The following is a 21,941-nucleotide window of genomic DNA, read 5'->3' on the forward strand; positions in this document are numbered from 1 at the left end:
CGATTGGTTTCCACTCGCCGTAAACCGATCGGTTTCTGTGTGCAAGTTCCAGGATGCCGCGGCATGTCCGGATGTCGGGCCGCGGCCGGTCCGGGAGGTGCCGCCGACTTCAGCGTGGCGTTCCGTACCCGTGGATCCCGGGGATGAGGAGCTGTCCGCCTGTCTGTCCGGCCTGGTCGATGTCGGCGTCGTCCAGGCCGAGTTGGAGCTTGAGGCCGAGTTTCCCGACCGTGTCGTAGAGCCACTCCGGCACGGTGTCGGGGGTGAGGTGCAGGCGGAGGACGGGCGGTACGGGAAGGCCTTCGATGCCGGAGAGGGTGCCCGTCAGGCTTTCGACGTACATGGTGATGCGGTCGCCGCGCAGCGTGGACGTCGAGCCGGGCGCTCCGTCGATGTGCTGGATCTGCGGGCCGACGGGCACCGCCATCTTCAGGTCGCGGATCGTGACGCTCGCCGCGGAGAACTTGAGCACCCGCTTGGGTCCGGCGGCCGTGTCCACGGTCACCACGCCGCCGAAGACGAGGTCGTGCAGTGCGAGGCGGCTCCCCTTCATCTTCCACGCCTCGGCGGCGAACCGGCCGGCATGCCGGTCCTCGGGAGCCTTGAGATCGCTGATGTCGCAGGCGCGGGTGTTTCCCCCGGTGGACTCCGGTCGGGGTGAGGGCGAGGGCTGGGCGGTCCGGTGGCTCGGTGTGGGTGATGCGTGGGACGAGGGCGGCCGTGGGTCGGACGGTGTTGTGGCCTGTGCCTGTGCCTTTGCCTCGGACGGGGCTGGGGCCTTCGCCGTCGAAGAGGCCGGGCTCGGTGAGGGGCTCGCGTCAGGTGCCGGACTCCGGCGCCCGGTGTCGTCATCGGTGTCGCCACCGAAGAGGGAGCCGAGGAAGTCTCCGAGGCCGGTGGCGGCGGAGCTCGCGCTCGGTGACGCGGTCGGGGTGGGGGTCGGGGTCGGAGCCCGGCCGGGCCCCGTTTCCTCGTCGGCCGGGTGCTCCGACGGTTTGACGGGCTCGTCACTCGCGGGGGCACCGGACGCGCGGGCAGCAGGGGACGGAGTGGGAGCAGCGGACGGGGTGGGGCTCGCGGGAGCCGCCGCGGCAGGGGGCGATGTGCCGTCGGGGCGGGCGCAGTCGACGCCGTCGGTTCCGGGTCCGCCCGGCCCCGCTTCGGGAGCGGAGACAGCCGCGGCGGCGTTCATGTCGACGGACTCGGGCGGGCGTTGGCTTCCCAGGACGAGGGCGGTCGGCAGCGCGGTCAGCACGAGAGCCTTCCCGAGCGGCAGGCGCAGGCGCGTCAGCGCGGACGTGCGGGGAACGGCGTGCCGGCCTCTCGGCGGCCGGGCGAAGCGGGGTTCCGCGGCCTCGTCGCGGGTGCCGGATGACGGGTCATTCATGTGCCGGACCTCCCTCGGAGACGGCGGCATCCGACGAATCGGACGACTCGTGGGCGCCGCCGCCGGGTATGTCCTGGGGCTGTTCGTCCACCGGGCCCCACGCCAGGGCCAGGAGTCCGCCGGTGGCCGCGAGCAGGGTGCCGGCGAGGAATCCGCCGAAGTTGGAGATGGGGAGCGACAGCACACCGAGGAAGACGGCGACGCAGCCGGCGAAGAACCTGATGACCGGCTGGAACCAGAGAAGTCCGCCGAGGACGATCAGAGTCAGGCCGATGACCAGCGATCCGGCGCCTCCGGTGGTGGACATCGCCACGGACAGGGCGCCCAGCGAGAGGTTGAAGTACGGGAAGTAGATGATGGGCGCGGCAGCGAGGAGCACCAGCAGGCCCGCCCAGAAGGGGCGGGTGCGCCGCCAGGCCCGGAAGTTCCGGCGAGCGCGGGTGAAGCCGCTGTCACTGTGGGGGTGCGCGGGCGCGCCGGCACTCGTCATGTGGCAGTTCCCAAGTCGTGAGCGGGTCATGGCGTCCGTGTGGGGGTGGGGACGCCGGGCTGGGCCAGGGCCCTTCTGACGGACTGACGGACCGATGGATTTCCGTGAAGGGCCCTGGGTCAGAAGCAGTCGTGCCGGCCGGCCGCGATGTTCATGTGCAGGCCCGACAGTTCGAACGTGCCCGCGGTCGTGGCCCAGACCTTCTGGTGGGCGTCGATGATCTCGACCGCGTCCGCCTGCTGGGCGTAGCCGTTGGGGTCGACGTGGTCCTTCGGGTTGACCTGACCCTTGGTCATGGAACCGGTGGCGACGCCGATGTCGACGTTGGTGAAGGTGCCCTTCTTCGCCTGGAGGTCGGTCATGTCGATGTACAGGTTCTTGGCCTTGACCGGCGTACCCGATCCGCCTGCCTTGAGCGTCATCGTGTAGGTCCCGAGGACGGGGATGTCCACCGGCACGGACTGGCACATGTCGGTGACCGTCGCGTTCTTGATGGACGAGACGGAGACGGGCACGCGCTTGCCGTTCTTGGCGACGTCCACCGTGGCGTAGTTGCCGAATCCGGTGCCGCTCAACTTGCCTGCCGAGACCTGGAAGTCGGAACCGGAGATGCTGAACGAAGCGGCCAGCGCGCCCTGGGCCATGGAGATGCCGACCGCGGCCATGGCGGCCACCGTCGGCACAGCGCCCACGGCGAAGCGCTTCCAGTGGGTCCTGCCGATTCGCTGGGACATGGTGTGGTTCTCCGTTGTCGAGGAGTAGTCGAGGAGTACGGGACGACCGGACCCAGAACTGACCGGTCCGTGCCCGGGGTTGGGGGAGAAGAACTACGGCCGGGTGCGGCCGCGGCGATGCGGGCGGTTTCCGCGGGAGCATGTTGTCCACGCACACGGGAGAAGCGGGCACGCCGAACAGGCGCTCGATAGTGTTACTACCGAGTACCCGATAGTGGCACTATCGGGATCGCGGGGCAACCCCCGGTAACGCGATACTGGTGGGACAGTTGAGCGTGAGGGAGCGCATGAGGATTTCAGAGCTCAGCCGACGGTCCGGGGTAGCGGTGGCGACCATCAAGTACTACCGACGGGAGGGGCTGCTCCCCGAGGGCCGCGCGCTGAACCCGACCACGGTCGAGTACGGCGAGGAGCACGTCCAGCGGCTCCGCCTGATCCGTTCCCTCACCCAGCTCGGCGGGCTCTCGGTGGCCCGTACCCGTGAAGTGCTCGAAGCCGTCGACCTCCCGCTGGACGCGTTCGAGACCCTGGGCGTCGTCCACCACGCACTGCCCGTTCCCTCCGCGGAGACGAACGGGAAAGGCGGCGCGGACAACGCGAACAGTGCGGACGGCGCCGACAGTGCGGATAACGCGGGTAACGCGGATAACGCGGACGGCGCCGGACCGGAGGGCGCCGCCGACGAGTCGGTAGCGGGCGGAGCCGCCGCGAGGGTCGAGGCTCTCATCGAGAACATGGGCTGGCAGATCTCCGACGCGTCACCCCACCGCCCGGCACTCGCCGAAAGTCTCGCGGCGCTGAGCCGCCTCGGCACCGACTACACGGCCGACGACCTCATCCCCTACGCACGGCTCGCCACCTCCACCGCGGACCTGGACTTCGCGCAGCTCGACGGGGTCGAGGACCGCATCGCCCTCGCCGAGCGGGCGGTGGTCCTCGCCGTGCTGTTCGAGCCGGTCGTCAGGCTTCTGCGGCGACTGGCCCAGGAGGACGCGAACCACCGCCGCCATCATCGCCGTGCGTGCGGACAGGGGGACCTGCCGCCGGCAGGGTGAGTCCTCGACGGGGTGCCCCTGCGAAGACGGCAACAGGAGCAGGGGCCGAAGTACCCCTGGGGGGAAGGTACTTCGGCCCCTGCTTGCCGTCTTCAGGCCGCCGTCTTCAGGCCGCCGTCTTCAGACCGCTGTCTTCAGACACCGTCCTCAGACCGAGACGGGCACCCGCTTCTCGACGTCCTCGTCGCCCTCGTCCTCGTCCTCGTCCTCCGGGATGTCGCCCTCCTTGATGCCGAACCGGTCGTAGAAGCGGGCCAGCGGGCCCGGAGCCCACCAGGCCGCCCTGCCCAGCAGCCTCATGACGGCCGTTCCCAGCAGGACGCGTACCACCAGCACGTCCACCAGCACCGCGAACACCATGCCGACGCCGAAGAGCTTGATGGTCAGCACCTCGCTCATCCCGATCGCCGCGAGCGGCACGCACATCAGCACCGCGGCGCTGACGACCAGGCGGCCGATGGACTGCAGCCCGGTCGCCACGGCCTCCGTACTGTCGCCCGACTTGTCGTACTGCTCGCGCATCCGGGACACCAGGAACACCTCGTAGTCCATGGAGAGTCCGAAGATCAGCGCGAACAGCATGATCGGCATGTTGGGCTCGATGTTGCCCGTCGGGTCGAAACCGAGCAGGCCGTTCAGATGGCCGTCCTGGAAGATCCAGACCAGGACGCCGAAGGTGGCGGACAGCGACAGCATGTTCATCGCGATCGCCTTCAACGGCAGCAGCACCGAGCCGAAGGCGAGGAACAGCAGGATGTACGTCATCACCGCGATGTAGAGCAGCATCCACGGCAGGGTCTCGCCGAGCGCGTCCAGAGTGTCGTCGTAGATCGCCGACTCGCCGCCGATGTACGCCTGGGCGCCCGGCGGTGCCGGTACCTCCTTGATCCGGTTCACCAGGTCCCGCGCGTGGGTCGAGACGGGGTTGCCGTCGTAGGTGACCGACACCCGGGCCGTGGTTCCCTCCACACCGCTGATCCGGGCGCTCGTGGCACCCTCGGTGGCGCCGAGCCGCTCGGCGTACGCCTGGAGCGCCGCGCCCTGCTCCTTCGAGGTCCCGTCGGACTTCAGCACGAGCAGCGAGTCGACGGACTTCACCGCGTCGCCGTCGAAGTCGTTCTCCATGGCGTTGAAGACCTGGCGGCCCTCGGAGGTGCTCGGCAGCTGCTGCGCGTTGATGGAGCCGAACTCGATCTTGGAGAACGGCAGGGCGAGCGTCAGCAGCAGGCCCACCGCGCCCACCACCACGACCCAGCGCCGCCGCATCAGGCCGTGCCCGAACCGGTACCAGGCACCCTCGCCCGCCGCCGCGGGGCCCACGGCCTTCCTGCGGCGCAGTGGGCGCAGTGGGAAGGCGTTGACCTTCGGGCCCAGCACGGCGAGCAGTGCGGGCAGCGCGACCAGCGAGAAGAGCACCGCCAGCAGGACCGCGGCCACACCGCCGTACGACATCGACTTCAGGAACGTCGACGGGAAGAGGGTCAGGCCGGCCAGCGCCGCCGCGACCGTGGTGCCGGAGATCACCACGGTGCGCCCGGCCGTGGCGATGGTGCGCCCGATCGCCTCCGCGCCGGTGTATCCGGCCGCCAGTTCCTCGCGGTAGCGGCTCACGATCAGCAGGCCGTAGTCGATGGCGACCGCGAGACCCAGGATGGTGACCAGGCTCATGGAGAACACGGACACGTCGGTGATGTTCGCGATGGTCCGCAGGACGGCCATCGACCCGATGATGGAGAGCACGCCGACGAGCAGGGGGAGGAAGGCCGCGGTCAGGCCGCCGAACACGACCAGCAGGAGCAGGAAGAGCACGGGGGCCGAGATGATCTCCGCGGTCCTCAGGTCGTGTTCGATCTTCTCGCTGGCCTGATGCCCGGTGGGCACCGTGCCGCCCTGCAGGGTCTCCAGGCCGGGTGCCGGGATCTCGTCCATGACCGCCTTGTACGAGTCCTCCTTGGCCTTCTCGCTGCTGCCGTGGAGGTTCAGCGCCACGTAGGTGGCGTGCCGGTCGTGGCTGACCTGCGCCGGCATCTTGGTCTGCCAGTAGTGCAGGTAGCCGGTCACGTCCGCCTTCGGCAGGGACTCCACCTGCTTGACGACCGCCTGCCGGAACGACGGGTCGTCGACGGTGCGGTCCTCGTCGCGGTAGACGATCACCGCATCGGGTGTCCGCTGCGGGAAGGCGTCCTCGGCGATCCGGGCCGCGCGTTCACTGCCGGAGCCGGGGTCCTGGAAGCCGAGCGGTGTCAGGGAGCCGAAGACACCGGCTCCGTAGGCCCCGGACAGGACGGCGAACAGCACGGTCAGTATCAGCAGAGGCTTTCGCCTCCGGTGAATCAGACGGCCGAATCCCTCAAACATGGTTTCTCCTGGATGGTTGACAAGCGCCGGGCGGAACCGCTTGAAAGTCGGCGCACTTCGGGGCATTTCTGGGCATTTCGGGGCCGTCGAGGACGGCTGGACCGGGGGAGTCCGGCAGGGCGTGGCAGCTCGGGAAGTGAGGACGCGCAGGCCGGCCGCGGGGAAAGGACGCGTGCCGGAGGACGCGTGTGCCGGAGGTCGAGGGTCTGTCGAGCCTCGACTCAGTCGACCCTCAACTCGGTCGTACGGTCGGGTCGGTTGTACGGTCGGGTCGGCTGTCAGCCGAGGCCGAGGAGGGCATCGACCAGCAGGTCAGGCTGCTGCTCCTGCAGGAAGTGACCGGCGTCGGGGACCGTCACATGGTCCCGGCCCCGCGCGCCCGGGACGCGGGCCTGGAAGAGCTGCTCGTAGGTGAGCGTGATGTCTTCGTGGTCGGCGAAGGCGGTGAGGAACGGCTTCTCGAAGGCTGCGAGACCGGACCAGGCGCGGCGCAGCATCGAGGCGGGCGGGTCCGCGGCGTCGAGCGACACCAGGTGGGGGAACTGCCGTACGCCGGCGAAGTGCCGCTCGGACGGGAAGGGGGCGTCGTAGGCGGCGGCTTCCTCCGCGGTGAGGACGTGGGCGGTCTGGTTGAGGGCGCTGTCGGGGCTGCCGACCGCCCACGAGGCGGTCAGGCCGGGCGACTCGGACTGCTCCCGCCAGCGCAGGAACGCGCCGGCCACCCGCGCGAAGTCCGCCGGGGCGAACGCGGCCATGACGTCCGGGTCGGTCAGTCCGGTGTTGGCGGCGACCACGGCCGCGAAACGGCCGGGTGTGAGCCCGACGTGCACGAGGAAGACGAACCCGCCCCAGTCCTGACCGAACAGGGTGATGTCCGCAAGGTCGAGCCGGTCCAGCCAGTCACCGGTCCAGGCCACGTGCGACTCGTAGGTGTACGCGGCCCGGTCGACCGGCTTGTCGGAGCGGCCGAATCCGATCAGGTCGGGAACCAGGACACGTCGGCCGGCCGCCACCAACCCGGGAATCATCTTCCGGTAGAGGTAGCCCCAGGTCGGCTCGCCGTGTGCGAGGACCACGACCGGACCGTCGCGCGGCCCCTCGTCGATGTAGTGCATGCGCAGACCCTCACCGACCGTGGCGTACCGAGGCTCGTACGGCCAACCGGGGAGGCCGACGAAGCGCTCGTCGGGTGTTCGCTCGATGTCCATGCGAGTAACCATAACAGTGTTTTGATTGCCCGCTCCAAGCCCGTTCGAGCGCCGTCTGCTCGGAGGGGCGTCAGGCTCACCGCTCTGAGCTGTTGTTATTAAGGGGATCTACCCGAGGTTGGCGGGATCTTGCGGCGGTTCTGCGTCGGCCGACCGCGACCCTCCGCGACACCGGGGGAGTATTCATAACGCTGTTGCAATATGCTGGTGCCATGGCCAAGCCCAAGACACATGACGAAGCGCTCCGGCTCCGGCTCCTGCACCGCGCGGCCGCCACGGTCTTCGACCGCGGCACCGCCGCGCTGAGCCTGCGGCAGCTCGCGGCCGACGCGAAGACCTCGACCGCGGCGGTCTACTCGCTGTTCGGCAACAAGGCCGGGCTGCTGAGCAGCCTGTACCAGGAGGCCGTGCAGCTCTTCGTCGAGCGCCTGGCCGCCGTCCATCCGACGGCCGACCCGGCCGGCGACGTGATCCGTATCGGCCTCGCCTATCGCGAGTACGCCGTCGCCAACCCGCATCTCTACGCGATCCTCTTCTCCGACCGCGGCGTCCAGTGCCCGTCCGACTCGGACAGGCCGCGCGAGGTCGTCGAGACGTACCGGCCCCTGATCGACGCCGTGAGCCGTGGGCAGCGGGCCGGACAGTTCGGTTCCGAGTCCGCCCCCGAGGTCATCGCCCTGTCGGTCTGGGGGATGGCCCACGGCCTGGTGTCCCTGGTGGTGTCGGGGAACGAGCCGCCGGAGCTCGCGGTCGCCGAGTGCTATGAGCGGGCCCTGCGGGCGTTGGTGACGGGGTGGCGGGAGAGCGAGGCTCCGGTTGCGGTGGGCGCGGATGTGACGTGACATGACGTGACGTCGGCCCTTCGGGGACCCGCACCCCGCCCCCGCACCCCGGATGCCGGTGCGTGATCGGCGGGACTATGGCTCCGGGGCCGTGCATCCGTCTCAGAGGCCATGCGTCCGCCGGTGCGGTGCGCGGGCCTGTGATCCCCCTGGCGGGGAAGTCGCCCGACTGCATGCGCATCGAGTTCGGAGAGGTGCCCGCCGGCGGTCGACGGCCGGCGGCCGGCGTGAGTGCACCTCCTGGCTCGCGACCCGCTGAAACCCCCTGTGACCTGCCGCAACCTGTCGCAACCCGCTGCGCGCCGGATCCGTGAGGCGAGAGCCCGAAGCGGCGCCGGGGATCCGCCCCCTCGGTCGACAAGGCTCAACTCCTGTTGTGGCACCGGGCGATGAGGCGCGGGTCAGGGACGGCTCGCCGCTTGGGCTTGCGTGTGAAAACTGATCGGTTTACGGTGGTGAAACTGATCGGTTTCTCGCCATGGGGGCGAGTCTCGACGCCAGCCTGACTAGCTGACTAGGAGCACCGGATGACCACCGCGCGCGGCACCGAGGGGCAGTCGATCGAAGGGCGGTCAATCGAGGGGCAGCCGGCGGGTCCCAGGCTGCTGGCGAAGCTGGCCGCGCACCCGTCGGTGCAGGCCGTGCTCGCCCGGCGCAGGGCCGGTGACGTCGTGAGCCCGCCGCCGGTGATCGACGCGGCCTGGCTGCGCGAGCTGTGTCTGGCGGCCGGCGCGGACGACGCGGCCGCGGTCAGCCTGGACCACCCCGACCTGGCGGGCGAGCGCGAACACGCGCGGTCCGCACTGCCCGGCACCCGCACCCTGATCGCGATGGCGGTCCGGATGAACCGCGACAACCTGCGCTCCCCCGCCCGCAGCGTGGCCAACCAGGAGTACCACCAGACCGACGAGCAGGCCAACCACGCCGCCCGCAGCGTCACCCAGGCCCTGCAGGACGCCGGCTACCGCGCGCTCAATCCGTCGGTCGGCTTCCCCCAGGAGATGGACCGCTTCCCCAGTGAGCGGATCTGGGTGGTGGCGCACAAGACGGTCGCGGTGGCCGCGGGGCTCGGTGTGATGGGCCTGCACCGCAACGTCATCCACCCGAAGTTCGGCAGCTTCGTACTGCTGGCGACCGTCCTGGTGGACGCCGAGGTGAGCGACTACGGGCAGGCGCTGGACTACAACCCCTGCATCGACTGCAAGCTGTGCGTCGCGGCCTGCCCGGTCGGTGCCATCAGCAAGGACGGGGCGTTCGACGCGCTGGCCTGCACCACGCACAACTACCGCGAGTTCATGAGCGGGTTCACCGACTGGGCGCAGACCGTGGCCGACAGCGAGGACGCCGCCGACTACCGCTCCCGGGTCACCGCATCCGAGAGCGCCTCCATGTGGCAGAGCCTGACGTCCCCTCCCGGCTACAAGTCGGGCTACTGCCTGGCGGTCTGCCCCGGCGGCGAGGACGTCCTGGGTCCCTACCTGGACGACCGCAAGACCTTCATGGACACCGTCCTGCGACCACTCCAGGACAAGAAGGAAACCCTCTACGTCCTGCCGGGTTCGCACGCCCAGGAATACGCCCAGCGCCGCTTCCCCCACAAACCCGTCAAGGAAGTCACCGGCGGCTGGCATCCCCCGACGTGACGCGCCGCATCTCACTGACCCCCTGACCCGCTGACCCGCTGCCCCAGTGACCCGGCGCCCCCGCGCCCACCGCCCGCTCGTCCTGTGCGGGACCGAACTTTCCCCAGGTCGCCGACCTGCAATGACGCTGTCCGGCCTCCTCCCCCCGCTGCCTGTGTTGTCGAGACCGGAGTAATAAGTAATGAGTGGGATTCACCCCTTCCGCGTCCTGCGCGCCAAACCTCTGTGGATCGCCAACGGCGTCATCACAGGCGTACTCGCGCTGCTGTTCACCGTGTTCTACGTCGGTGCCAACATCGATCCGGTCGATCACATGGAGAAACTGCCGGTCGGTCTGGTCAACGCCGACAAGGGGGCCGCTGTCGGCGGTGCGCAGGTCAACCTGGGTGCGCAGATCACCGAGTCGATCAGGAAGTCCACCGCGGGCGGGGGCGGGATCGACTGGAAGGTGATGGGCGAGAAGGAGGTGAAGGAGGAGCTCGGCGAGGGCAAGCTGTACGGCGCGCTCGTCGTCCCCGCCGACTTCACCTCCGCCACCACCGCACTGGCCGACGCTTCGGCCACCGGGGCCCCGGCTACTGGGACCCAGGCCACCGGGACCGCGGCTACTGGGACTGCGGCTACTCGGGCCGCAACTGCTGGGGCCGTGGCCGCCGGGACCCCGGCCCGCCCGACGCTGACGGTGCTGACCAACCAGTCCGCGGGCAGTGTGGGCTCCAGCCTGGCGCGGGCGGCGACGACGCAGGCGGCCGAGAAAGCCTCGCTCCAGGTGGGCAGGGAGCTGACGGCGCGGGGCGGGGCCGGGCAGGCGAAGCTGCCCGTCGCGGCGCGCGTCCTGCTCGCCGACCCGGCCGTCGTCACGGTCAAGGACGGCCATCCGCTCGACTCGCACAGCGGCCTGGGTCTGACGGCGTTCTACTACGCGCTCGTCCTGGTGGTCTGCGGCATGCTCTCCGCCAACGTCATCAGCGGTCAGGTGGACCACGCCCTCGGCTACACCCACAACGACATGGGCCCGCTGCGCCTGCACCGCCCGCTGATCCGGGCGACTCGGGTGCAGACCCTCGCCATCAGCAGCACCCTGATGATCGGTCTGTCCCTGCTGATGGGAACCCTGGTCATGGCGGGCGCGGTCGGCCTCATGGGCATGGACGCCTCACATCTGCCGCTGCTGTGGCTGTTCTCGGTGTGCGCCATCGCGGTCTCCGGGGTCGGTGCGCTCACCCTCCTCGCCGTCTTCGGCACGCCCGGCATGCTGGTGGTCACGCTGGTCTTCATCGGGATGGCGGTGCCGACGGCCGGTGCCACCACCCCCATCGAGGCGCTGCCCGGCTTCTACCGCTTCCTCGCGGAGTTCGAGCCGCTGCGGCAGCTCACCGGTGGCATCCGTTCGATCCTCTACTACGACGCCCAGGCCGACGCGGGTCTGACCCGGGGCTGGGTGATGATGGCGGTCGGCCTCGCGGCGGCCGCACTCTTCGGCTTCGGCGTGCTGGGGTGGTACGACCGCAAGGGGCTGCACCGCATCCCGGTCGAGCCGAAGGTCGAAAACCGATCGGTTTCCATTTCGTCCGATTCGAGTTAACCTCGTGTTATGACCACCGAAGTGAAGCCAAGTACCAGAGAGCGGCTGCTGGAGGCGGCGGCCACGCTCACCTACCGGGACGGTGTCGGCATCGGCGTCGAGGCGCTGTGCAAGGCGGCGGGGGTGTCCAAGCGCTCCCTGTACCAGCTGTTCGAGAGCAAGGACGAACTGCTGGCGGTGAGCCTGGAGGAGCGCTCCTCCGCCTTCGTGGCCGGGCTCCTGCCGGCGGCGGGCGACGGCCGCTCACCCCGCGAGCGGATCCTGCACGTCTTCGAGCGGCTGGAACTGCAGGCAGGTATGCCCGAGTTCCACGGCTGCCGGTACCTGGCGGTGCAGATCGAGCTGAAGGACCAGGCCCACCCCGCGAGCCAGGTGGCCCACAAGATCAAAGCGAACCTGACGGCCTTCTTCCGTGCCGAGGCCGACCAGGGCGGGGCGAGCGATCCCGACCTGCTGGCCCGCCAGCTGATCCTGGTCTTCGACGGCGCCAGCGCCCGTGCGGGGATCGGCGCCGACAGCCTGACCGGGCTCGTCGCGCCCACGGTGGTCACCCTGCTCGATGCGGCGGGCATGCGCTGACGCAGCGCCTTTTCGAGCGGGCGCGGTCGCTGGTGTGCTCCCCGGGTTGATGCCGGTCGGGGGTAGTCGGCGCGGCCCGCGTGACCGCGTACCCCCTGCGTGTTCGCCATGGTCTGGAGGGCGACGCGTTCGGCGATGGCCTCGGCGGAGGGTTCCGTAGCGGCCGGGGGTCGGGGGAGGCGAACTCGGCGATCGCCGCGCGGATGACCGCTCCCGCGCCGCTCCTGCGCGCCGGTTCTGCCCCATCCCGACCCGGCCATGGCAGCCGTGATGTGGAGCCGGGTTGCTGCGCCTCAATGCGTCTCAACGCGCCTCACTGCGCCCCGCTACGGCGTTCCGCCCGGCCGCCCCCGGGATCGATCCCCTCAATGTCGCGTGAAGGCGGCCGGTGGCGTGGCCCGGATCAGTTCCCTCCCTGATCCCTCCCTGAGCTTGCACATGAAAACCGATCGGTTTACGGTGGGGTGGAAACCGATCGGTTTCACAATGTCTTCGGGAGCTGTGATGACGAAAACTCGGCCGGTGGCACTCGTTACGGGTGCGTCATCCGGCATCGGCAGGGAAACCGCGCTCGCGCTGGTCGCAGCGGGTTTCGACGTGGTCGGCACGAGCCGCGACACCTCACGCGTCGCCCCGCTTGGCGGGGTGACGTTCTTCGACCTCGACGTGGCAGGTGACGAATCGGTCATCGCCGTGGTCCAGCGGGTGGTCGACCGGTTCGGGCGGATCGATGTCCTGGTGAACAACGCGGGCGTCGGCTCGATGGGCGCGGCCGAGGAAACCTCCCTCGCGCAGGACCAGAGCGTCTTCGACATCAACGTCTTCGGGGTCATGCGCATGGTGAAGGAGGTCCTGCCGCACATGCGCGCTCGGGGGCGCGGGCGCATCATCAACGTCTCGTCCGTGGTCGGGTTCCTGCCCCAGCCGTACATGGCCGCCTACTCCGCCTCCAAGCACGCGATCGAGGGCTACACCGAGTCCCTGGACCACGAGGTCCGTGAACTCGGCGTCCGGGCGCTCATCGTCGAACCCGCCTACACCAGGACCGGCTTCGAGGCCAACAGCCCGCGGCCCGACAGGCCCCTGGATGTCTACGCGAAGCTGCGGCGGGCCGTCGACCGCGTGATGACGGAGGCGATCAGGGACGGCGACGACCCCGCCGTCGTGGCCAAGGCGATCGTCGCGGCGGCGACCGACGCCAAGCCGAAACTGCGCTACGCCGCCGGCCCCATGGCCGGACGCGCGACCGCACTGCGCCGCTTCGCTCCCGCCGGGATCTTCGACAAGCAGATCCGCAAGATGAACAAGCTGGCCGGCTGACGCGCAGGCCCACGCGCAGACCACTCCTCACCCCACCCCCCCACCCCAACAAGACAGAGGACGCCTTGATGTCAGAGCGCAACCCCATCCTGATCACCGGTGCCGCCGGCGAAATCGGTGGTGTGAGCCGAACGATGGTCGACATGCTGCTCGAACAAGGGCACCCGGTGCGCGCGTTCGTGCGCCAGGACGACGAACGCGCCCACTCACTCCGCCAGGCCGGGGCCGAGGTCTTCGTCGGTGACCTGCTCGACATCGCCGACGTGACCGCCGCGCTGAAGGGCGTCCGGCGCGTCTACTTCAGCATGAGTCTGTCGCCGTACTACACCGACGCCGTCAGCCTGATGGCCGCGGCGGCACGGACCCAGGGCGACATCGAGGCCTTCGTCAACATCTCCGAGTACGAGCAGTCGTTCATGACGTTCGAGAAGATGACCGCGCCGGAGGAAGAACGGCGTTCATGGCTCGGCGGACTCATCACGCAGTGGTCGCCGCAGCAGCGGGCCCACTGGGTCGCCGAGCAGGTGCTGGACTGGTCCGGCCTCCCGACCGTCAACATACGGGCGGCCATGTTCGTCGAGAACCCCCTGATGACCTGGCTGGCGCTGGAGCCGCTGGGCGACGGCGAACTGCGCCTGCCCTTCGGCGACCACCGGCTCGCGCCCATCGCGGGTTACGACGTGGCCGAGCTGTGCGTGAAGATCCTGACCGATCCGGCGCCGCACATCTCGAAGTCCTACGACCTCAACGGCCCGGAACTCAAGGACATGCACGGCTTCGCGGAGGACTACGCGGCCGCGCTGGGACGCCAGGTCACCTACGTTCCCGTAGAGGTCGAAACCTGGAACGAGACCTACGTGGACACGGCCCTGGCCGCGTTCCCGCACACCGCGGAGCACCTGAAGACCCTGACCCGGCTGATGGGTGGCGGCGGATACCGCGGCACCACCGACCAGCTGGAAACCCTCCTCGGGCGCCCGCCGAAGACCGTGCGCTGGGCACTGGAGAACCACCCGCGCATCCGAAAGCTGGCGGCCGCCTGAGCAGCAGCCCCGAGCCGCCGCCTGAGCCGCTGAGCGGTCCACGGCAGGGCATACATCATTCCGGCACATGGACTAACCTTGGTACATGTCCATGAAGCGCACCAACGTCTACGCGGACCCCGAGGACCTGGCGATCATCAAGGAGGCGGCCAAACGCCGGGGGATAAGCGAGGCCGAGATCATCCGTCAGGGGATCCATCTCGCGGCGATGGCGAACCGTGTCTGGGACGAGCCGTTGTTCTCCCGCACCTTCGAGGGGCCGGGCCGTACGCCGTCCAAGGCCGAGGTCCGCGACACGGTTGCCGACGCGGTCCGGCGCGAGACCGGCTCTGAGCCCGGAACCGCCGCGTGATCATCGTCATCGCCGACACATCCGGTCTCCTGGCGGCTCTCGACTCGACACATCCGGAGCACGCGGCGGCGAACGAGGCGATCCTGGCCGCAGGGCTCCTGGTCATGTCTCCGCTCCTGCTGGCCGAACTCGATCACGTCGCCACGCGCGAGCTCGGGCGGGAGGCCGCCCTCAGCGCGGTCGACGACCTCCGGCGCTGGATGAGCCGGGGCCGCGTCGTCATGCCGGAGATCACGGAGGACCACCTGGGCGCCGCCCAGTCCGTCCGAGTCCGCTACCGCGCGCCGGCCCTCGACCTTGCCGACGCGGTGAACGTGGCCCTCGCCGCCGACTACGACACCGACGCGATCCTCACCCTCGACCGACGCGACTTCCGTGCCGTACGACCACTGGGCCGCCACAAGGCCTTCCGGGTACTGCCCGACGACCTGCCGCTCTGACACCGGCCGGGGCCGCCGAGCGCAGGAGGCGGAGCAGGCGGGTGTGGCGGGGGATGCGGTGTCGGACGGTCTTCTCGATCGTGTCGGAGTCGGCCCATGCGGAGGCCGCGGCCGCGGCGTCGGGGTTGTGGCCCGCGTACTCGACCTCGTTGACCAGGGTGGCCAGGGCCGGCAGGCGCCGGGCCGTGGCGTCGTCCATGTGCTCCGCGCCGAAGGCGGCGACCTCCTGCGCGGTGTGCGCTCCCGTGGCGGGGAGGCCGATCTCCGTGAGGCGGTCGGTGATCTGCTGCCAGGCGCCGAGGACCCTGCGCCGCGCGTCCGGGGCGTTGCGCCGCCTGCTGCGCCTGTTGTACGGCAGCCACAGCGCGTACAGCACATAGGCCGTGGTGAGGAGGAGCAGTGCGAGAGGGACGGTGAGCCATGCGGGCGGACCGGAGCCGGGCGCGCCCCCGGCGGCAGGGGCCGCCTCGTCCGCCGTGCGCGGCGGTGTCGACGGCCGGGTCGGTTCGGTGGTCGCCCCGGCCGCCTTCCGACGCTCCTCGGGCTCCTCCGCGGACGCGGCGGAGGAGCCGCCCGGCGCGGCCTCGCCGGGCGTCGGGTGGAACGGGACCCAGCCGACACCGGCGAACTTCACCTCCGGCCAGGCCAGCACGTCCCGCCCCCGTACCTGCCGGCTGCCGGAGCCGGTCCGCGTACCCGGGCGGAACCCCACGGCCACCCGGGCGGGAAGGCCAAGGGAGCGGGCCAGTACCGCGAACGAGGCGGCGAACTGCTCGGACGTGCCGCGCCCGCCGTCCGCCAGGAAGAACTCCAGGCTCCGGTAGGTGTGGCCGGGCAGCGCCCCGGGGTCGAGCCGGTAGGTCGCGCGCAGCCAGTCGGCCAGTCGCACGGCCCGCTGGTACGGGTGGGTGCTGCCCCGGGTCACCCGTTCGGCGATCTTCCTGAGGGACCGTACGGAGGGGATCGGCTGCCCGGCCGCGTCGGTGGAGGGGAGGGCTGTCCGTGCCGGGTCGTCGGCGGCGGTCGCGTACCGCAGCCGCTCGGCGTCGTACACGGGGAGGCGGGAGGTCGCGGTGTAGGTGAAGCCGCGCGGGACCGCCTCCCCCGTGGAGAGCACACCGCTGCCCGGGTCGACGGACAGGGAGGTGCCCTCGGGCGTGCTCACGGACGAGGGCCGGTCGGCGGCGGGGAGCCAGATGCCGGGCAGCGACTGCACGGTGAAACGCTGTTCGAGTGTCCTGGTACGGCCCGGTTCTGCGCCCTTCTCGGCCGGGACCCGGCCCCCGGTGCGGGTCAGCCCGGCGCTGCCGGTCCACGCCGTCCCGTCGTATCTGTCGAGGACCGCCAGCCGGTAGTTCCCGGGGGCCGCGCCCGAGGTCCGTACGGTGAAGACCTTCTCGTCGCCGTTGCGCAGCCAGGCCGCTACCTGGTCCAGCGGGCTGGTGGACTCCGGCCGGACGGTCGGCGGCGTGACCGCCTCCCGAGGGGCGTAGGGGGTGCCGAGACCGGGCAGGTGCGGGCCCAGCAGCGCCGCGACGAGGGCGAGCGCGGCCACCGCCGGCAGCCGGAGCGCCATGGCGCGCAGCGGCGGCCGGGCCCGTGAACGCACCAGTACCAGCAGCGCCGTGGCCCCGGCCAGCGCCCCGGCGGCCGGGTACGAGGATCCCGGGCCGTCCGCGCCGAGCACCAGCGGGAAGCCGAAGGCGAGGACCGCGGGGAGGGCCGGGAGCAGTGGGGCGCGGGTGCGCAGGGCGAGTTCCGCGGAGACGGCGGCGGCCGTCCACACGACGGCGTGCGGCAGCACCAGCAGTTCGGGCTCGCCGGGCGCGGGCAGGATGGTGGAGAGCAGCGCGTGCGGCGCGTCGAGCAGCGCGGACCACGCGGCGCGCAGCGCGGGCCCGCCGGGCAGCCCGTCGCTCACCTCGTGGAACAGCGTCGCGCTCACGACGACGGCCCACGCGACGACGGTCAGCAGCGCGGACGGCCAGAGCGGCATGGCGGGGCGGGCGGGGCGGACGGGACGACCCTCGCGGGCGGGGCGGCGGCCGAGCAGACCCGACAGCACCGCCGACAGGACGATCGGGGCGGACACGGCAACCGCCAGCACCGGAAGCAGTTCGGACGGCGGGAAGATCCGCGCGAACCCGTACCCGGCCGCGCCGGACATGGCCGCCACGGGCAGCAGCGACCACAGCCGTTCGGCCCGGTCAGGACCTCCCGTGGTGGCGGGCGCCCGCGCGGGCGCCGTCGGGGCCGGGTCCGGTGGCGTGGCGCCCTGGTCCGGCGGAGAGGCCACAGCGGCGGTGGCGCTCAACGCACGGCCTTCCAGCGCCATACGGCCGGCAGTTCGTCCAGCGACGCGACGCGCAACCGCGGGATGTCGGAACCGGCGGACTCGGCGGACTTGGCGGAACTGCCGGAAGCGAGGCCGGACACCTCGCGCGTGGCCGTGGCTGCGGCCGTGGCTTCGGCGCCGACACGCAGCATGGTCGCGCGGTCGAAGCGGTGCCGTACGCGGTCGACGGCACCGAGCCCCCGGGTGTCGCCGGTGCCGGTGACGACGACCAGCGTGCCGCCCCCGCGGCGGTTCGCCAGGCCGTCGAAGGCGGCGGCCACGGACGTCAGGTCCGAGCGGCGCACGACGGCCAGCCCGTCCAGGAGCGCCTCGCCGTCGTCGCCCGAGCCGTCGGTACGCAGCAGCGGTCCCGCCTCGCTGACCAGGTGCACGGGGAAGTGCGAGCGGGCGGCCGCGTACGCGACGGAGGCCGCGCAGTCCACGGCCAGCTCGAAGTCGTCCTCCGAGGCGTAGGCACGCCGCCGGGTGTCGAGCACGAGCGTGGTGTGCGGGAGCGAGACATCGACCATCTGGCGGACCATCAGCGTGCCGGTGCGGGCCGTCGACCGCCAGTGGACCCGTCGCAGATCGTCGCCGAGTACGTACTCGCGCAGCGCGTGGAAGGTCAGCGAGCCGTCGTCGGCGGTGTCGGAGGCCGGGCCCTCCACATGGTGCGCCTGCCCGGACGGCAGCACGGGCAGCGGACAGATCCGGGGCCGTACGAGCAGCGTGTCCGAGACGCCGTACGGGCGCATGCGGCGGGCGAGCCCGAGGGGGTCGGTGCGTTCCAGCCGCAGCGGCCCCACCGGGACGCGGCCGCGGCGGGCGGTGGGCAGCGCGTACCGCAGTTCGTGGGACGTGCCCGGGCGCAGCGGCGGTACGTCGACGGTGATGGCGGTGATGGCGGTGGTATCCCCCTCGCCGCACCGGTCGACGGCGCGCAGGCCCCGCCGGGTGCGGCCCCCGGTGTTGGTGAGGGTGACGACGCCCTCGGCGGGATCGCCCCGGCCCACCCTGTTCGGCGTGATCCGCCGCTCGGCGCCCAGTACGGGTGCGGGCAGAGCCCACACAACGGTGACGGCGACGGCGACTGCGAGCAGACAGGTCAGGCCGAGCGCCGCGGCCTCCCCGTACCCGAGCGCGTATCCGATGGCGGTCAGTGCCACGCCGCCGACCAGCGTGCCCCACCCGGTGGCCGACAGCATCAGACGCGTGCCCCGCTGTTCAGCTCCACCGTGGCCAGTACTTCTTCGATCACGTCAGTGCCGGTGCGGCCGCTCAGTTCGGCCTCCGGGGTGAGGATCAGCCGGTGCGCGAGGACGGGCCCGGCCAGCGCCTTGACGTCCTCGGGGAACGCGTACGGCCTGGACTGCGAGGCCGCACGCACCCGGACCGCGCGCAGAAGGGCGACGGAGCCGCGCGGCGAGGCGCCGAGGCGTACGTCGGGGAGGGAGCGGGTCGCCGCCACCACCCGTACCAGGTAGCCGTACAGCGCGTCGGCCACCTGCACCTCGGCGGCGGCCTTGACGAGCTCCGCGATCTCCCGGGCGGTGGCGACCGGGGTCAGCGACTCGGGGGTGGTGCCGGTGCCCGAACCGGTGAGGACCGCGACCTCGGAGGCGTGATCGGGGTAGCCGACGGTGATCCGCATCAGGAAGCGGTCGAGCTGTGCCTCGGGCAGCGGGTAGGTGCCGCCCATGTCCACCGAGTTCTGGGTGGCGAGCACCATGAACGGGCGGGGCACCGGGTGGGTGGTGCCATCGGCGGTGACGCGGCGCTCCTCCATCACCTCAAGCAGCGCGGACTGGGTCTTGGGGGAGGCGCGGTTGATCTCGTCGCCGAGCACGATGTTGGCGAAGACCGGGCCCGGGAGGAACTCGAACGTGCCGGTGTTCTGCCGGTAGACGGTGACGCCGGTGATGTCGGAGGGCAGCAGGTCCGGAGTGAACTGCACGCGTGCGAAGTCGGCTTCGATGGAGGCGGCCAGACAGCGGGCGAGGGTGGTCTTGCCGGTGCCCGGCACGTCCTCGATCAGCAGATGACCTTCGGCGAACAGGCAGGTCAGGGCGAGTTCGATGGTGTCGCGCTTGCCTTTGACGACGCGTTCGATGTTGTCGGCGAGGGCGTGGAAGCACTTGGCCAGGCGGGCGGTGTCGTCGGTGGGGGGATCAGTGGGGGGAGGGGTCATTCGCAATACCAGACGTCGGGGTTGGAGCGGGAGTTCACGAAGGCGTCGAAGGTGTAGCCCGTGAAGCTGCCCTCGCTGTCCACATAGGTATGGAGGGCCCAGACATCGGTGGTGATACCGACGGCCGTCAATTTCTCGCCCTTCACTTTGCAATGGACGGTGATCTCGGGGCTCGACAAGCCGGGGATGCTGCCTACCCGCCAGCTGGTGGCCTTGTCGGTGGTGGGCTTGTTGCGGATCCCGACCGTGTCGGGGTTGGTGTTGTTGTTCACAATGTGCATCTGCTGGTCGGGCGGTGTCAGATCGATCCACCCGTGCGCCGCCCTGCCCGATCCGGCGGCGTTGCTCGCCATCACCGCCACATTGTCGATGGTGCGGTTCTTGAGGTTCCCGTAGACGTGACTGCGTTCGGTGGTCTCGACCAGCCCGCCGGGCCCGTTGAGCGTGTACGTCACCGAGCCGTCGGCGTCCTGCGGCGGCTGCCAGGTCAGTGTGCCGCCGTGTCCGCCCTGGGCGGGCGTGAAGGTGAGCTGCTCCGGCGCCCCCGGCGCGATGCACGGCCGCGCGAATGCCGACGGCGCGGACTCCTTGCCCGGCCTGTCCCCGGCGTACTCCGCGACCACGGTGAAGCTGTACTGCTTCTCGCACGAGCCGCCCTTGACCTCGAAGGCGAACGGGCCGTCGGGCCCGATCTCGTCCGGGGTGACGGTCTGGTCCGGCGCCGAACCCTTGAGCACATAGCGCTGCGGGGTCGCCCCCAACGCCTTGGCGAAGGTGATCCTGATGGCGCCCGACCGAGACTCCGCCTGCGGTGATCCCGGGGCACCGGGCTCCTGAGTCGGCGGGGGTGAGGTCCCCGGCTCCGTCGGACCGGGCCCGGGCGTCTCCGTGCCCTGCCCTGGCCCCGGCGTCTGTCCGGAGGGGCCGTTCGAGGCCGGGCCGGTCGCGCCCGGAGCAGCCGCCCCGGGCGGAACCTGTGCGGTGGGCGGGCCCGTCGGGCCCGTCGGGACGCTGTCCTCGACCGGCCCGTCCCCGGGCTTCCGCGCGGACGGCACATCCGTCTCGTACTTGCCGATGTGCCTGACCTCGCCGTCGGTGTCGATCACCGCGGCGGCGGCACCGTCCTGGTCGTTCACCCACAACAGGCCTTCGCGTACGAAGAGTTCGAGCTCGCCCGCCCCGTCGGTGACCGGCACCGGTTCGGCGAGCGCGGAGAGGGAGGTGTCGTACACCAGCAGCCTGCCGGTGGACTCGTCCGGTACGTAGACCCGCTTGCCGAGCAGGTGGGGCGCTCCCAGATCGCGGCCCTCCGCCGGCACGCGGGCGCGCAGCGTGTGCCTGCTGCGGACGTCCGTCATCGTCAGCTCTCCGCTGCCGGTGGCCAGCACCGGCACCACGGAGCCGTCGGTGCCGGCCGGCACCAGGAGACCCGCCGGGGCCGATCCGGCGCTCGCGCCGCCGAGTTCGAAGGTGCCCCGTACGCCCGTGACCGTCAGCACCTTCATCGCGGCGGCGGTCCTGTCGGTCACCACGGGCCGGCCGTCGGCCAGGGTCAGCGTCAGATCGTGGCCCGGTTCGGCGACCTTGACCGCCGGGCTCTTCCGGCCCTTGACGAACGGCACCACCGTGCCCGCGTCCGGCAGCGGCACCCACAGCGTGCCTTCCGCGTCCACCACGGCGGCTCCCGGCCGCCCGCCCAGTTCCACGGGCGGGCTCCCGGCCGTCGTCATCGCCGGGTCGATCGGCTGGACGGTGCCCCTCGCCGGGTCGAGGACATACGCGTACGCGCCGCCGGAGACCAGTTGCAGCCCGGCCGCACCGTAGTCCGCGGACTGTTCGGCGGTCAGCTGGGCGGCGTCGATCCGTACGACTTGGCCGGTCTGCTCGTCCAGCACCAGAGTGGTCCTGCCGTCCTGCGCGACCGAGACCGGGTGGCCCGCCATCCCGGCCGGCAGGACGGTCTTGCCGTCCACCTCGCCGGTCAGGCCGTGCACGTGGGCGACCTCGCCCTTCTCGCTGCTCGCCAGCCAGGCGCCGGTGTCGGCGAGCCTGGGCCGGGTGCCGGACGCGCCGGCTCCGACGGCGAGCGAGGTGCCGATGAGCGCGCCGACCGCGCCGACCGCTATGTAACCGGTGACGCGGTTGCCGGTCGGCCGCAGCCTTGCCCGGGCAGCCGTGGCCAGGGCCGCACAACGCGGTCGGAACTGTCGGAACTGTCGGAACTGTCGGACACCCGGCCGCCCGGGAGCGGGCATCGAGGTGCTCGTGGTGGAACTATGCGGACGCGGGTCAGGCGTCCTGGTCTCCCCCGGCATTCCTGTCCCCCTGGTGCCGAAAAGCAACTCTGCTCGCTGAAAGGGTAATTGGCGATGGGCCGGGTGT

General features: G+C 71.1%; 18 protein-coding genes. 9 read left to right on the top strand and 9 right to left on the bottom strand.

Features of this window, described 5'->3' with window-relative positions:
* Positions 1–109: 109 nt before the first annotated feature.
* The 3 genes from AB0I18_RS11480 to AB0I18_RS11490 all read right to left on the bottom strand — a co-directional run bounded on the left by AB0I18_RS11480 (position 110) and on the right by AB0I18_RS11490 (position 2,611).
* Entirely contained in the window at positions 110–1,387 is a 1,278-nt protein-coding gene (locus tag AB0I18_RS11480; RefSeq protein ID WP_363105198.1) for a hypothetical protein, read from the bottom strand.
* A complete protein-coding gene (locus tag AB0I18_RS11485) occupies positions 1,380–1,877 on the bottom strand; it encodes a DUF6114 domain-containing protein (RefSeq protein ID WP_363105199.1) in 498 nt (165 codons plus the stop codon). Before AB0I18_RS11485 ends, AB0I18_RS11480 begins: the two co-directional genes overlap by 8 nt.
* Positions 1,878–1,996: 119 nt before the next feature.
* A complete protein-coding gene (locus tag AB0I18_RS11490) occupies positions 1,997–2,611 on the bottom strand; it encodes a DUF6230 family protein (RefSeq protein ID WP_363105200.1) in 615 nt (204 codons plus the stop codon).
* A 287-nt stretch (positions 2,612–2,898) separates the two neighbouring features.
* Between AB0I18_RS11490 and AB0I18_RS11495 the strand changes: the two genes are divergently transcribed.
* Entirely contained in the window at positions 2,899–3,666 is a 768-nt protein-coding gene (locus tag AB0I18_RS11495) for a MerR family transcriptional regulator (protein WP_363105201.1), read from the top strand.
* Positions 3,667–3,813: 147 nt separating this feature from the next.
* On the opposite strand, the gene AB0I18_RS11500 is transcribed toward AB0I18_RS11495, so the two are convergent.
* Positions 3,814–6,024 carry an MMPL family transporter gene (locus tag AB0I18_RS11500; protein ID WP_363105202.1) on the bottom strand — a complete coding sequence of 737 codons (2,211 nt, stop codon included), beginning with the start codon at positions 6,022–6,024 and terminating at the stop codon, positions 3,814–3,816.
* Positions 6,025–6,302: 278 nt separating this feature from the next.
* Positions 6,303–7,232, bottom strand: a complete 930-nt coding sequence (locus AB0I18_RS11505; protein WP_363105203.1) for a haloalkane dehalogenase — start codon at positions 7,230–7,232, stop codon at positions 6,303–6,305.
* Between the two features lie 212 nt (positions 7,233–7,444).
* Here AB0I18_RS11505 and AB0I18_RS11510 point away from each other — a divergent pair, with 212 nt between their 5' ends.
* The 8 genes from AB0I18_RS11510 to AB0I18_RS11545 all read left to right on the top strand — a co-directional run bounded on the left by AB0I18_RS11510 (position 7,445) and on the right by AB0I18_RS11545 (position 15,036).
* Complete coding sequence (locus AB0I18_RS11510; RefSeq protein WP_363105204.1) at positions 7,445–8,074, top strand: WHG domain-containing protein; 630 nt, start codon at positions 7,445–7,447, stop codon at positions 8,072–8,074.
* A 527-nt stretch (positions 8,075–8,601) separates the two neighbouring features.
* The gene (locus tag AB0I18_RS11515; RefSeq protein ID WP_363105205.1) at positions 8,602–9,717 is read left to right on the top strand and encodes a 4Fe-4S binding protein; all 1,116 of its coding nucleotides are present in this window, start codon (positions 8,602–8,604) and stop codon (positions 9,715–9,717) included.
* 181 nt (positions 9,718–9,898) lie between these two features.
* Positions 9,899–11,302: a DUF3533 domain-containing protein gene (locus AB0I18_RS11520; protein ID WP_363105206.1), complete on the top strand. Its 1,404-nt coding sequence runs from the start codon at positions 9,899–9,901 to the stop codon at positions 11,300–11,302.
* Positions 11,303–11,311: 9 nt separating this feature from the next.
* Entirely contained in the window at positions 11,312–11,881 is a 570-nt protein-coding gene (locus AB0I18_RS11525) for a TetR/AcrR family transcriptional regulator (RefSeq protein WP_363105207.1), read from the top strand.
* Positions 11,882–12,385: 504 nt separating this feature from the next.
* The gene (locus tag AB0I18_RS11530; RefSeq protein ID WP_363105208.1) at positions 12,386–13,201 is read left to right on the top strand and encodes an oxidoreductase; all 816 of its coding nucleotides are present in this window, start codon (positions 12,386–12,388) and stop codon (positions 13,199–13,201) included.
* Between the two features lie 68 nt (positions 13,202–13,269).
* Positions 13,270–14,244, top strand: a complete 975-nt coding sequence (locus AB0I18_RS11535; RefSeq protein ID WP_363105209.1) for an NmrA family NAD(P)-binding protein — start codon at positions 13,270–13,272, stop codon at positions 14,242–14,244.
* Positions 14,245–14,329: 85 nt separating this feature from the next.
* Positions 14,330–14,596, top strand: coding sequence for a CopG family transcriptional regulator (locus tag AB0I18_RS11540; protein ID WP_363105210.1), 267 nt, complete (start codon positions 14,330–14,332; stop codon positions 14,594–14,596).
* The gene (locus AB0I18_RS11545) at positions 14,593–15,036 is read left to right on the top strand and encodes a PIN domain-containing protein (RefSeq protein WP_363105211.1); all 444 of its coding nucleotides are present in this window, start codon (positions 14,593–14,595) and stop codon (positions 15,034–15,036) included. Before AB0I18_RS11540 ends, AB0I18_RS11545 begins: the two co-directional genes overlap by 4 nt.
* Here the strand turns inward: AB0I18_RS11545 and AB0I18_RS11550 are convergent.
* Genes AB0I18_RS11550 through AB0I18_RS11565 form a run of 4 tightly spaced genes read right to left on the bottom strand, consistent with a single transcriptional unit; the run spans position 14,948 to position 21,814 of the window.
* Positions 14,948–17,371: a transglutaminaseTgpA domain-containing protein gene (locus AB0I18_RS11550; protein WP_363105212.1), complete on the bottom strand. Its 2,424-nt coding sequence runs from the start codon at positions 17,369–17,371 to the stop codon at positions 14,948–14,950. The genes AB0I18_RS11545 and AB0I18_RS11550 overlap by 89 nt on opposite strands.
* On the bottom strand, positions 17,347–18,576 hold the full coding sequence (locus AB0I18_RS11555) for a DUF58 domain-containing protein (protein ID WP_363105213.1): 1,230 nt from the start codon (positions 18,574–18,576) through the stop codon (positions 17,347–17,349). The genes AB0I18_RS11550 and AB0I18_RS11555 overlap by 25 nt, the downstream gene beginning before the upstream one ends.
* Positions 18,576–19,559, bottom strand: coding sequence for a MoxR family ATPase (locus AB0I18_RS11560; protein WP_363105214.1), 984 nt, complete (start codon positions 19,557–19,559; stop codon positions 18,576–18,578). The genes AB0I18_RS11555 and AB0I18_RS11560 overlap by 1 nt, the downstream gene beginning before the upstream one ends.
* Entirely contained in the window at positions 19,556–21,814 is a 2,259-nt protein-coding gene (locus AB0I18_RS11565) for a hypothetical protein (RefSeq protein ID WP_363105215.1), read from the bottom strand. Before AB0I18_RS11565 ends, AB0I18_RS11560 begins: the two co-directional genes overlap by 4 nt.
* Positions 21,815–21,941 lie beyond the last annotated feature (127 nt).

Origin of the sequence: Streptomyces sp. NPDC050704, from assembly GCF_040654355.1 — a bacterium.
GTDB lineage: Bacteria > Actinomycetota > Actinomycetes > Streptomycetales > Streptomycetaceae > Streptomyces.

Coding starts and splice junctions, on each gene's coding strand:
- AB0I18_RS11480 (WP_363105198.1), bottom strand. CDS start 1,387: ATGAATGACCCGTCATCCGGCACCCGCGACGAGGCCGCGGAACCCCGC.
- AB0I18_RS11485 (WP_363105199.1), bottom strand. CDS start 1,877: ATGACGAGTGCCGGCGCGCCCGCGCACCCCCACAGTGACAGCGGCTTC.
- AB0I18_RS11490 (WP_363105200.1), bottom strand. CDS start 2,611: ATGTCCCAGCGAATCGGCAGGACCCACTGGAAGCGCTTCGCCGTGGGC.
- AB0I18_RS11495 (WP_363105201.1), top strand. CDS start 2,899: ATGAGGATTTCAGAGCTCAGCCGACGGTCCGGGGTAGCGGTGGCGACC.
- AB0I18_RS11500 (WP_363105202.1), bottom strand. CDS start 6,024: ATGTTTGAGGGATTCGGCCGTCTGATTCACCGGAGGCGAAAGCCTCTG.
- AB0I18_RS11505 (WP_363105203.1), bottom strand. CDS start 7,232: ATGGACATCGAGCGAACACCCGACGAGCGCTTCGTCGGCCTCCCCGGT.
- AB0I18_RS11510 (WP_363105204.1), top strand. CDS start 7,445: ATGGCCAAGCCCAAGACACATGACGAAGCGCTCCGGCTCCGGCTCCTG.
- AB0I18_RS11515 (WP_363105205.1), top strand. CDS start 8,602: ATGACCACCGCGCGCGGCACCGAGGGGCAGTCGATCGAAGGGCGGTCA.
- AB0I18_RS11520 (WP_363105206.1), top strand. CDS start 9,899: ATGAGTGGGATTCACCCCTTCCGCGTCCTGCGCGCCAAACCTCTGTGG.
- AB0I18_RS11525 (WP_363105207.1), top strand. CDS start 11,312: ATGACCACCGAAGTGAAGCCAAGTACCAGAGAGCGGCTGCTGGAGGCG.
- AB0I18_RS11530 (WP_363105208.1), top strand. CDS start 12,386: ATGACGAAAACTCGGCCGGTGGCACTCGTTACGGGTGCGTCATCCGGC.
- AB0I18_RS11535 (WP_363105209.1), top strand. CDS start 13,270: ATGTCAGAGCGCAACCCCATCCTGATCACCGGTGCCGCCGGCGAAATC.
- AB0I18_RS11540 (WP_363105210.1), top strand. CDS start 14,330: ATGTCCATGAAGCGCACCAACGTCTACGCGGACCCCGAGGACCTGGCG.
- AB0I18_RS11550 (WP_363105212.1), bottom strand. CDS start 17,371: ATGGCGCTGGAAGGCCGTGCGTTGAGCGCCACCGCCGCTGTGGCCTCT.
- AB0I18_RS11555 (WP_363105213.1), bottom strand. CDS start 18,576: ATGCTGTCGGCCACCGGGTGGGGCACGCTGGTCGGCGGCGTGGCACTG.
- AB0I18_RS11560 (WP_363105214.1), bottom strand. CDS start 19,559: ATGACCCCTCCCCCCACTGATCCCCCCACCGACGACACCGCCCGCCTG.
- AB0I18_RS11565 (WP_363105215.1), bottom strand. CDS start 21,814: ATGCCCGCTCCCGGGCGGCCGGGTGTCCGACAGTTCCGACAGTTCCGA.